Here is a 10,782-nt window from a genome sequence, read left to right as displayed (position 1 = left end):
ACGGTCGCCGACAGCATGGTGCAAAGCGCGACCGTGGACATGGAAAGGGCAATGGCGGCGATACGCATGACGGACGCTTTCGATCGGGGAAGGCTGAGCGCCATAAACCCGCTGTGGCCATGGGTCCACACCCCATCCGCGTTAGGTGCGTTGCACCAAAAGCGTCTTGCCCGATCGCGGGGCCAGTCGCTAACTGGGGAATTCCGCTGCGTCCTCCGGGGATGCGGCGGTTCGACCGTCCGGGAGATTATGAGGGCGTGCGGCCAATGAAGAAGCTGGAAATCGTCGATCCAACGGGCCCGGCGTTGCGGGTCATCCTAGCCAGTCCGCGGGGTTTCTGCGCTGGTGTCACGCGCGCGATCGAGATCGTCGAGCGGGCGCTGGAGCGCGAGCAGGCCCCCGTCTATGTCCGGCACGAGATCGTCCATAACCGTCATGTCGTCGATACGCTGCGCCGCAAGGGTGCGGTATTCGTCGACGAACTGAGCGAGGTGCCGGCGGGGGCGACCACCATCTTCAGCGCGCACGGCGTCGCAAAGGCGGTGCAGGCGGAGGCGCGCGCGCGTGATCTTCCCGTGATCGACGCGACGTGTCCGCTGGTGACGAAGGTCCATGTCCAGGGCCGCCGCTATACGCGCGCCGGACGGACCGTCGTGCTCATCGGCCATGCGGGGCATGCCGAGGTCGAAGGCACGATGGGGCAGGTCGATGCGCCGCTGCATCTGGTCTCCAACATCGACGACGTCGCCACGCTCGCGCTGCCGCTCGACGCGCCGATCGCCTATATCACGCAGACCACGCTCAGCGTAGACGACACCCGCGGGATCATCGCCGCGATCGAGGCGCGGTTCGGCGACGTGGTCGGCCCCGACATCGCCGACATCTGCTATGCCACGCAGAACCGCCAGACCGCGGTGCGTGACCTTGCCAAGCTCAGCGACCTGCTGATCGTGGTCGGATCGCAGACCAGTTCGAATTCCAGCCGCCTGCGCGAGATCGGGGTGGAGATGGGCGTGCCGAGCTACCTCGTCGACGATGGCGGACAGGTCGATCCGGCGTGGCTGGACGGCGTCGGCACGGTCGGCGTCACCGCGGGAGCGTCCGCGCCGGATGCGCTGGTGGACAGCGTCATCGCCGCGCTCGCCCGCGTGCGGCCGGTCGAGACGGTGCAGCTGGACGGCGTGGTCGAGGACGTGGAGTTCAGCCTGCCGCCGGAACTCCGCCGCCCGCTCGAGAGTCGCACCGATATCCGCAGCGTCGCGGCCGAATAGGATCATTTGCGGGATCGGTGCCGGTCCCGTACAGGAGCAATCATGAGCCTTCCGCTTTCGCAGCTCGCGCGCATCGGCGCCTACACCCTCAGGCAGCATATCAAGGGCGGCAAATACCCGCTCGTGTTGATGCTGGAGCCGCTGCTCCGCTGCAACCTGGCGTGCCCGGGCTGCGGCAAGATCGATTATCCCGATCCGATCCTGAACCAGCGGCTGTCGGTGCAGCAATGCATGGACGCGATCGACGAATGCGGCGCGCCCGCGGTCTCGATCGCGGGCGGCGAACCGCTGCTCCACCGCGACATGCCGGCGATCGTCAAGGGCTACATCGCGAAGAAGAAGTTCGTGATCCTGTGCACCAACGCGCTGCTGATGAAGAAGAAGATCGACCAGTACCAACCGTCTTCATTCTTCACCTGGTCGATCCATCTCGACGGCGACAGGGGCATGCACGATCATGCGGTCGATCAGGACGGCACCTACGACGCCGCGCACGAGGCGATCCTGCTGGCAAAGGCCAAGGGTTTCCGCGTGCAGGTCAATTGCACGGTGTTCGACGGCGCCGACCCGGTGCGACTCGCGGCGTTCTTCGACGAGATGGAGCGGCTGGGCGTCGAGATCACGATCTCGCCGGGCTATTCCTACGAACGCGCCGCCGACCAGGAGCATTTCCTGACGCGCGAGCGGACGAAGAACTTCTTCCGCGACGTCTTCAAGCGCGGCGACGGCGGCAAGGCATGGACCTTTACCAACTCGCCCTTGTTCCTCGATTTTCTGGCCGGCAACCAGACCTATGAATGCACGCCGTGGTCGATGCCGCTACGCACCGTATTCGGCTGGCAGAAGCCCTGCTACCTCGTCGGCGAAGGCTATGTGGACAGCTTCGCCGAGCTGATGGAGGGCACCGACTGGGATCAGTACGGCGTCGGCAAATACGAGAAATGCTCCAACTGCATGGTCCATTGCGGGTTCGAGGGAACGGCAGCGACGGATTCGATCCGCCATCCGCTGAAGATGTTCGCCATCGGCCGCAAGGGCGTGCGCACCGAAGGGCCGATGGCCCCCGACATCGACCTGTCGCATGCGCGCCCGTCGGCGGACGTGCATTCGACGCATGTCGAGCAGGAGCTGGCGCGCATCCGGGCGACGGATCCGGAAGGGTTCAAGCGGGTGCAGCGAGCGGCTTAGTCCCGTCGCTGAGGCGTACTGCTATGGTAACCCCATCCGCGGCCCGATCCGGATCGCCCCGCGCTTCAACTCCCGCATCGCCTTCGCGAACCCCGCCGTCGTGCGCGCGATATCCGCCATCTGTCCCGGTCGCGCCGCCAGCGATCGCAGCATCGCCTTGCCGTCCACGCCGCCGTCGGGTCGCATAGACACCGTGATCGCATGCGGCAGCAAATGGCGCGCGCCGTCGGAGACGCAGCGGACGATGGCGAAGGGCAAACCACGTTCCGCCGCGACCGCCCCCGCGATATGGCTCTCCATATCGACCGCCAGCGCGCCGTGCCGCTCCCCCAGCGCCAGTTTCTCCGCGACCGTGTCGATCATGCGGCCGTCCGCATAGAAGCCGCCGATGCGTGCACTGGGTAGCGCGTTCGCCAGCGCTGTGGCCCAGGCCGGGTCGCATCCCAGTTCGATCGCACCCCATAGCCGGTCGGCCACGACCCAGTCGCCGATCGCCAGCCCGTCCGCCAACGCGCCGGTCATCCCGAAACTGACGATCCCCGTGGCACCCGCTGCCGCACGTTCGAGGCGGGTTCGCAAGCCGACCGGGTCTCCGCCCCCTGCGACGGGGACAACACCGGCGAGGTGCGACACGCAGGCGACCTCACGGTTGAAACCGGTGGCGACGACGACATGGCCGCTCACATCCCATGCTCCACCACATGCGCGTTGGACCGCTTCAGGTTGCGATACCGTGCCAGCGCCCAGAGCGGGAAATATTTCGGATACCCGTGATAGCGCAGGTAGAACACGCGCGGGAAACCGCCGCCGGTATAATGTTCCTGACCCCACAGCCCGTCCGCATCCTGGTGGGCGGCCAGCCACGCCACCCCGCGCGCTACCGCCTCGCCGTCGACCTGCCCCGCTGCCATCAGCCCTAGCAGCGCCCATGCGGTCTGCGAGGCGGTCGATGGGGCGGGGCGGTGGCCGGCGTAATCGAGCGCGTAGCTGTCGCAATTCTCGCCCCAGCCACCGTCCGCATTCTGGATCGCGGTCAGCCATGCAACAGCCTTCGCGACCATAGGATGCTCCCTCGCCAGCCCGGCAGCGTTCAGGGCACACAGCACCGACCAGGTGCCGTAGATGTAGTTCACCCCCCAGCGCCCGAACCAGCTGCCGTCCGCCCTCTGCTCACGCGCCAGATAGTCGAGCGCGGCCTTCATCCGCGCCGAATCGTGCTCCCCGCGCTGCGCCAGCATCGACACGCAGCGCGCGGTCACGTCAGCCGTCGGCGGGTCGAGCAGCGCGCCATGATCGGCGAAGGGCAGGTTGTTCAGATACTCGTAGGCGTTGTCCGCATCGAACGCGCCCCAGCCGCCGTTCCGGGATTGCAGCCCGACCGTCCACTCGATCCCGCGATCGATCGCTTCGTCGTTGACCGACCCGATGCGCCCCCGCGCGCGGTCCATCGCCATGACGACGACCGCGGTATCGTCGAGGTCGGGATAATGGTCGTTGTTGTACTGGAACGCCCAGCCGCCGGGCCGCACGTCGGGACGCTCGCTCGCCCAGTCGCCCGCCACGTCCAGCACCTGGCGTGGGCGCAGCCAGTCGAGCGCGGCATCGGCGCGCGCGTCCTCCCCCGCCTCCATCATCGCATGCGCGGCGAGTGCCGTGTCCCACACCGGCGATACGCAGGGCTGGCAATAGGCCTCGTCCTCGCCGATCACGAGCAGCCGTTCGAGCGACTCGCGCGCCGCCGCGCGCGCCGGGTGGTCCCCGGCATAGCCCAGCGCGTCGAACATCATCACGCTGTTCGCCATCGCCGGATAGATCGCGCCGAGCCCGTCGACGCCGTTCAGCCGCTCGGTCACGAACGCCACGCACCGATCGACCGCGCGTTGCCGCAAACCCTTGGGCCACAGCCGGTCGCCGCGCTTCAACGCCGCGTCGAGCGCGGTGAAGAACAAGGTCCACATCGGCGTCGTATCCGCCTTCGTCGTCGGTGCGACCGGCTGGCCGGTATAGAGCTCGTCGACCAGCACGCCCTTCGCGTTGCGAGCGACGGGCTTGAGCGCGGCCAGCACCAGCAGCGGTACGACGACGGTGCGCGCCCAGTAGGACATCTTGGCCAGCGTGATCGGGAACCAGCGGGGTGCCAGGATCAGCTCGGGGGGCATCGTCGGCACCGTCGCCCAAGGCCCCGCCCCGAACAGTGCCAGCTGGATTCGGGTAAAGACGTTCACCGCCGCCGAACCGCCCGCCGCCAGGATCGCCGCGCGGGCGCGGGCCATATGCGGTGCGTCGACGGGATCGCCGATCATCTTCAGCGCGAAATAGGCCTTCACGCTGGCGCTGACGTCGAAATCGCCGGCATGGAATAGTCCCCAGCCGTCATGCGTGTCGGACTGGATACGACGCAGATAGCGGCCGATCTTCGTCTCCAGTTCCGCGGCCAACGGTTCGCCCAGATAATGGCGCAGCAGCACATATTCGGCCGGGATCGTCGCATCGGCCTCCAGTTCGAAGACCCAATGCCCGTCCGGTCGCTGCGCGGCAGCGAGCGCGGCGGCGGCGCGGTCGACCGCCTGGTCGATCATCGGTAGCGATGGAGTAAGCGTGCCGTGCATCCGATCGCCGTTACCGCGTGTCGGCGGCGAGTGCCAACCCCGCGGCGGTTTCCCCCGATCGGATCGCGCCTTCGATCGTCGCCGGCAGCCCGGTCTGCGTCCAGTCGCCGGCAAGCAAGAGATTGCGCCAGCGCGTGTGCGCGGGCGGGCGGAGCGCGTCCTGTGCAGGCGTGGCGGCGAAGGTAGCGCGCTTTTCCTTCACGATTTGCCAGCGCGGCATCGGCACGTCGATCCCGTGGACCGCCGCGATATCGGCCCAGAAGGCTCGGGCAAGGTCCTCGCGGTCGCGATCGACCAGATGGTCCGCAGCGCTGACCGTAACCGACAGCCGGTCGGGAAAGGCGAAGACCCATTCCGCCGTGCCCCCCAGCAGGCCGATCATGGCGGGCGTACCGGGCGGCGGCGTAAAGGCGAAATGGCCGTTGACGATCGCGCGGTGCTCGGTCGGCGCGGTCAGGCCCGGGACGAGCGATGTCGCGAGCCAGGCGGGAAGCGCGAGGATCACCGCTTCGTCCGCTGCCACCGGCTCGACGCCGTCGCCCCAGTCGAGACCCGCGACCCGATCGCCTTCGAACGCCAGTGCCCGCAGCCGCCGTCCGGTCGCCACGCGCGTGCCGCGTTCGATAAGCCAGCCGAGCGCAGGCTCGACGAACGCGGCCGCAAGATTTGGGTGCGCGATCCGCGGACGCATCGCCGCGCCGCCCTTGGCGACCGTCTCGCGCAGGACATTCCCCGTCAGCCGCGCCGATCCCGTGGCGGACGGTGTATTGAGCACCGCGAGCAGGATCGGATCGAGAAACCGTTCCCATAACGGTCCGCGCGGATCGATCCGATCGCCCACCGTACGGTCGGGGCCGCCCGTCATCAGCCGGGCAAGCCGCAGATAATCGGTCAGCCGCGTCCCCGGCACGCGGCGCTTGGCCGACGCGGTCCACCAGGGCAGTCGCCCGTCGTTGATCGCGACCGTCCAGCGCTCGCCGCTCGCCAGGTCGGCGAAGGCGAAATCGGCATGGTCCGGCCCCGTCATCGCGGGTGCGCCGACCGTCGCGCGAAACCGTTCGACCGCGGCGTTGCCCGACAGGACGAGATGGTTGCCATTGTCGATCGTCAGGCCAAGCTGTGGATCGTGATATGACCGGCAGCGGCCACCCGCCTGCGCCGCCGAATCGCCAAGCGAGACCGCAACGCCGGCCTTCGCCAGCGCCACCGCGGCGGACAGCCCGGCCATCCCCGCGCCCGCGATCGTCACATGCCCGAAGCTCAACGAAACAGGCTCAGCCTCAGCGCGGTCCAGAGCAGGGCGGGTTTCGACACGCGGACGCGGGTCCGCGGCGGGGCCCAGCCGATCGCCTCCATCCGCGCCAGCACCTTGGCATAGGCCGCCGCCATCAGCCGCGGCGCGATCAGGTGACCGCGCGGACGGACCGCGAGGATCGCCTTGGCGCGGTCGAAATGCGCCTCCGCCTGCGCTGCCAGCGTGCGTGCGACCGCATCGATCCGCGGGTCTGCGACGACCTGTTGGTGCGTGGTGATCGCGATCCCCGCCGCCTCGATCGCCTCGCGCGGCAGATATACGCGGCCGATCGCCGCATCCTCATCGATGTCGCGCAGGATGTTGGTCAATTGCAGCGCGCGGCCGAGGTGATGCGCGAGATCGATGCCGACCACCTCGTCCATCCCGAATATCCGCACCGACAATCGTCCGACCGCCGACGCCACCCGGTCGCAATACAGATCGAGGGTCGCGGCATCAGGCCAGCGGATGTCGGCCGCGACATCCATCGCCATCCCGTCGATCACCGCATGGAAATCGGCGCGGTCGAGATGGAAGCGGCGCACCGCCTCCGCGACCAAAGCCGCCTGGCCCGGCGCGCCGCCTGCATAGAGCGAATCGATATCGTGCCGCCACGCATCGAGTTCGATCGCTCGTCTCGCGGGGGCGCCGTTCTGGTCGTCGGCGATATCGTCGACCGCACGGCAGAAGGCGTAGACCGCGTACATCGCTTCGCGCTCTGCCTTTGGCAGTACGCGCATCCCGGCGTAGAAGGAACTGCCCGCGACCTTGGCACGCAATGCGGCGGGGGTGGTATCGGGGTTCATCGCCGCCGCCTTAGCAGCACGGGCAGCGCGGCGCTAAGCGCAAGCGCGACTGCTTCGGCCTTGCCGTGATGGACGCGTTCGCTGAGCGGGTCGCGGCGCTGGAGCCTGGCGTTCAGGCTTTCGGCCAGCCGGTGGATGACCGCGACTTCGGCAGCGAGGCGGCGGTCACGGATCGTCGCGCTGAATGGCGCGGCATCGTCGAGCAGCCCCCGCGTATGCTTCGCCAGCGCGACGATCGTCGCATGCAGCGCCGGAGTCGCCGCCGCTGCGCCGAGGTCTTCGATGCGGGCACCATGCACCGTCAGCGCGTCCGCGGGGAGGTAGACCCGGTCGATCGCGCGGTAATCCTTGCCGCAATCCTGCAGGTGATTGATGATCTGGAGCGCGGCGCACAGCGCGTCCGAGGCGGGCCACGTCGCGCGATCCTCGCCATGCACGTCCAGGACGTAGCGGCCGACCGGCATCGCGGAATGGCGGCAATAGCCGATCAGATCGTCCCAATCGGCATAGCGGTTCTTGTCGACATCGGTCTCGAACGCGACGAGCAGATCGCGGGCGTGGACGGGGTCGAGACGGCGTTCCGCCATCACTTTGGCCAGCGCCATCGCCTCGGGCGCTCCGACGCCGTCCAGGCCGGCGCGCATCGCGGCGAGGCGGGCATGTTTCTCGCTGCGGCTGGCGGTCGGATGATCGGCGATGTCGTCCGCGGCGCGCGCGAAGCGGTAGAACGCCATGATCGGCGCGCGGTGCGCGGGTTTCAGCAGGATGCTGGCGACGGGAAAATTCTCGTCGCGGTGGCCCTTGCCGGACGCGAGCGTACCGGGCGCGACCGCGGTCGCCATCAGCGCCCCATCGCCGCTTGTGCCCGACCCTTCCACATGCCGCCGCGTCCCCGCTTGTGCTGCAATGCCGATAGCAAGGTGCATCCGCCGTAGAAAGCCGCGATCACCGGGAGCGCGATCCCCCATAATGGCGATCGACGGTAGAAGCGCAGCATCGGCTGGAACGACAGCGCGATCAGCGCCCAGGTCGCGAGGCCGACGCCTCGCGCCAGGCCATCGGCAAACAGCGCGAGCGCCGGGGCAAGGAGGTAGGTGATCACGAGGCCCAGCGTGGTTCCCGCCAGCAGCAGCGGCGAATAGCGCAGCTGCGCATAGGCGGACCGCGCTATCATCGCCGCGACCGGACCCCAGCCGTCATAACGCCGGATGCTGACCGAGCGATCGGTCAGCCCCAGCCATATCCGCCCCTGCCGCTTCATCAGCGCGCCGACCGCGCAATCGTCGATCAGCGCTTCCCGCACAGCGCCGATCCCGCCCGCCGCCGCCAACGCATCGGCGCGGATCAGCATGCATCCCCCTGCTGCGGCACCGATCCCGGTCGGCCGGTTCACCCGCGCGAAGGGGTAAAGCAACCGGAAGAAGAACACGAAGGCGGGGACGAGCGCACGTTCGGCCAGCGTGTCGCAGCGCAGCTTCGCCATCAGCGAGGTGAGGACCAGATTGCCAGCCTCCGCGCGCGACACGAGGCTCGCGAGCGTGTCGGGCGCGTGCGCGATGTCGGCGTCGGTCAGCCAGAGATATCGCGGCGTACCCGCGGCGGCGATACCCTGCTCCACCGCCCATAGCTTGCCGGTCCAGCCGGGGTGCAGGGGGGTGCCATCGACGATGCTGACTTGCGATGCGCCGAGCGAGCGGGCGATCGCTCCGGTACCGTCGGTGCTGCCGTCGTCGACCAGCACGATACGGAATTCGCCCGGATAATCCTGCACGGCCAGGCTGCCGATCGACCGGGCGATGACGTCGGCTTCGTCGCGGGCCGGGACGACCGCGACGACGCTCGGCCATGTGAGTGGGGCGTGCGGGACGGCAGTGTCGCGTTCGCGCGCTAGCCAGAAGCGGCTATGGGCGATGAGCAGATAGGTCCAGATGGTAAGTGGGAGGAGGGCGAGGAGGGTCATCTCATCCTTCCGTCATGCCGGGCTTGTCCCGGCATCCATCGTGCCGCGCATTCATTGGTCGATGATTGCGCGGCACGATGGACCCCGGCACAAGGCCGGGGTGACGGGGGAGGGAAGATAGCTCTCACCCGATCATCCCCGCCGTCCGGAACCAGGCGACCGCATCCGCCACCGCTTCCGCGTGCGGTCGCGCCCGGTATCCCAACTCGCGTTCCGCCTTGGCCGAGGAATAATACATCGCATGCGCCGCCATCCGCAGCGCGTCGCGAGTCAGCATCGGTTCCTTGCCCGTCACCCGCGCAACCCGCTCGCCGACCCAGGCCAGCGGGAAAAGCGGCGCGCGGGGAAGCCGGATCGTCGGTGGCTTGCGCCCGACCGCCCGCGCGACCGTCGCCAGCATATCGGCCAGCGTCACGTCCTGCCCGCCCAGGATATAATGCTCGCCGATCCGCCCCTTCGCCATCGCCAGCAGATGCCCGCGTGCGACGTCGTCGACATGCACGAGGTTCAGGCCCGAATCGACGAAAGCCGGTATCTTGCCGTTCGCCGCCTCGACGATGATCCGCCCGGTCGGGGTCGGTTTCACGTCGCCGGGGCCGATCGGCGTCGAGGGGTGGACGATGATCGCCGGCAGGCCCTCGGCGCGGATCATCGCCTCGACCAGCCGTTCGGCGGCGACCTTGCTGCGCTTGTACGCGCCGACGACGGTCTGCTCGGTCGCGGGCCGCGTCTCGTCCGCCGCACCGGCCGGGTCGGGCAGGATCGTCGCCACGCTGCTGGTGTAGACGATCCGTCCCACGTTCGCGTCGCGTGCGGCGCGCATCGCGATCCGCGTCGTGTCGCGGTTGTTGCGCACGATCTCCCCGGGGTCGCGCGCCCATAGCCGGTAGTCCGCGGCGACATGGAACAATGCGCTCGCGCCCGCCATCGCCCGAGCCACCGCGGCCGGATCGCGCAGGTCGCCTTCGACCAGCGTACCGGGGAAGTCGACGAGGTTGCCCCGCGGGCTGGACGCGCGGACGAGCCCGCGAACATGGTGACCCTCCGCCGCCAGCGCGCGCGCGACCGCCGCCCCGACGAAGCCGGAGACGCCGGTGACGAGGATCGGGGCGGCGGGGGAGGAGCGGGGGATCATCGAGCGCCGCTGTAACCTGTCGCCGAGATTTAGGGGAGGGGTGCGGGCGACGACGGATGCATCATGACGGCATCGCCGCCGTGCGATAGGGGCGGGCTATGCTGACCAGCGTTGCCCCTATCGTCTCGCTTCTAGGCTGGCTGCTCCCCGCACTCGCGGCGATCGGCATAGGGTATATGGTCGTCGCGAATATCCTCTTCTGCCGTCTGACCGCCGCCGGCGCACCGCCGATACCGACGACGACCGGCGTCACCATCCTCAAACCGCTCCACGGCGACGAACCGTGCCTGCTCGAAAATCTGTCCACCTTCCTCGAACAGGCGCATCGCGGCCCGGTCCAGCTCCTCTGCGGCGTTGCGCGAGCAGACGACGCTGCGATCGGGGCGGTCGAGGCGTTGCGGGCGCTCTATCCCGCGGCGCGGATCGATCTCGTCATCGACGCGACCCGTCATGGCAGCAACGGCAAGATCGGTAACCTCATCAACATGATGCCGGACGCTCGGCACGACCTGCTGGTGC

At 68.6% G+C, this 10,782-nt stretch carries 9 protein-coding genes and 1 pseudogene; 3 read left to right on the top strand and 7 right to left on the bottom strand.

Annotated elements, in window-relative coordinates:
* Positions 1–266 precede the first annotated feature (266 nt).
* A complete protein-coding gene (ispH, locus tag ACFE7D_RS12605) occupies positions 267–1,271 on the top strand; it encodes a 4-hydroxy-3-methylbut-2-enyl diphosphate reductase (protein WP_375395767.1) in 1,005 nt (334 codons plus the stop codon).
* 42 nt (positions 1,272–1,313) lie between these two features.
* Entirely contained in the window at positions 1,314–2,459 is a 1,146-nt protein-coding gene (gene hpnH, locus ACFE7D_RS12600) for an adenosyl-hopene transferase HpnH (protein ID WP_375395766.1), read from the top strand.
* 21 nt (positions 2,460–2,480) lie between these two features.
* Here hpnH and ACFE7D_RS12595 read toward each other — a convergent pair whose 3' ends face one another.
* From ACFE7D_RS12595 to hpnA, 7 genes are all read right to left on the bottom strand, one after another.
* Entirely contained in the window at positions 2,481–3,143 is a 663-nt protein-coding gene (locus ACFE7D_RS12595; RefSeq protein WP_375395765.1) for a phosphorylase, read from the bottom strand.
* Complete coding sequence (shc, locus tag ACFE7D_RS12590) at positions 3,140–5,038, bottom strand: squalene--hopene cyclase (RefSeq protein WP_375395764.1); 1,899 nt, start codon at positions 5,036–5,038, stop codon at positions 3,140–3,142. Before shc ends, ACFE7D_RS12595 begins: the two co-directional genes overlap by 4 nt.
* A gap of 40 nt (positions 5,039–5,078) precedes the next feature.
* The gene (hpnE, locus tag ACFE7D_RS12585; RefSeq protein ID WP_375395763.1) at positions 5,079–6,332 is read right to left on the bottom strand and encodes a hydroxysqualene dehydroxylase HpnE; all 1,254 of its coding nucleotides are present in this window, start codon (positions 6,330–6,332) and stop codon (positions 5,079–5,081) included.
* Positions 6,329–7,168, bottom strand: a complete 840-nt coding sequence (hpnD, locus tag ACFE7D_RS12580; protein WP_375395762.1) for a presqualene diphosphate synthase HpnD — start codon at positions 7,166–7,168, stop codon at positions 6,329–6,331. Before hpnD ends, hpnE begins: the two co-directional genes overlap by 4 nt.
* A complete protein-coding gene (gene hpnC, locus ACFE7D_RS12575; RefSeq protein WP_375395761.1) occupies positions 7,165–8,010 on the bottom strand; it encodes a squalene synthase HpnC in 846 nt (281 codons plus the stop codon). Before hpnC ends, hpnD begins: the two co-directional genes overlap by 4 nt.
* Positions 8,010–9,128 carry a glycosyltransferase gene (locus ACFE7D_RS12570; RefSeq protein ID WP_375395760.1) on the bottom strand — a complete coding sequence of 373 codons (1,119 nt, stop codon included), beginning with the start codon at positions 9,126–9,128 and terminating at the stop codon, positions 8,010–8,012. The genes hpnC and ACFE7D_RS12570 overlap by 1 nt, the downstream gene beginning before the upstream one ends.
* 124 nt (positions 9,129–9,252) lie before the next feature.
* Entirely contained in the window at positions 9,253–10,263 is a 1,011-nt protein-coding gene (hpnA, locus tag ACFE7D_RS12565) for a hopanoid-associated sugar epimerase (protein WP_375395759.1), read from the bottom strand.
* Positions 10,264–10,361: 98 nt separating this feature from the next.
* Between hpnA and ACFE7D_RS12560 the strand changes: the two are divergent.
* Positions 10,362–10,782: pseudogene (locus ACFE7D_RS12560) on the top strand (hopanoid biosynthesis associated glycosyl transferase HpnI); the annotation flags it as partial.

It is taken from the genome of uncultured Sphingomonas sp. (assembly GCF_964244235.1).
GTDB lineage: Bacteria > Pseudomonadota > Alphaproteobacteria > Sphingomonadales > Sphingomonadaceae > Sphingomonas.
Note: the sequence above shows the minus strand (reverse complement) of the source record. Positions and strands in the feature narration are given on the sequence as shown.

Excerpts from the sequence above, each read along its gene's own strand:
- ispH (WP_375395767.1), top strand. The coding sequence starts at position 267 with ATGAAGAAGCTGGAAATCGTCGATCCAACGGGCCCGGCGTTGCGGGTC.
- hpnH (WP_375395766.1), top strand. The coding sequence starts at position 1,314 with ATGAGCCTTCCGCTTTCGCAGCTCGCGCGCATCGGCGCCTACACCCTC.
- shc (WP_375395764.1), bottom strand. The coding sequence starts at position 5,038 with ATGATCGACCAGGCGGTCGACCGCGCCGCCGCCGCGCTCGCTGCCGCG.
- hpnD (WP_375395762.1), bottom strand. The coding sequence starts at position 7,168 with ATGAACCCCGATACCACCCCCGCCGCATTGCGTGCCAAGGTCGCGGGC.
- hpnC (WP_375395761.1), bottom strand. The coding sequence starts at position 8,010 with ATGGCGACCGCGGTCGCGCCCGGTACGCTCGCGTCCGGCAAGGGCCAC.
- ACFE7D_RS12570 (WP_375395760.1), bottom strand. The coding sequence starts at position 9,128 with ATGACCCTCCTCGCCCTCCTCCCACTTACCATCTGGACCTATCTGCTC.
- hpnA (WP_375395759.1), bottom strand. The coding sequence starts at position 10,263 with ATGATCCCCCGCTCCTCCCCCGCCGCCCCGATCCTCGTCACCGGCGTC.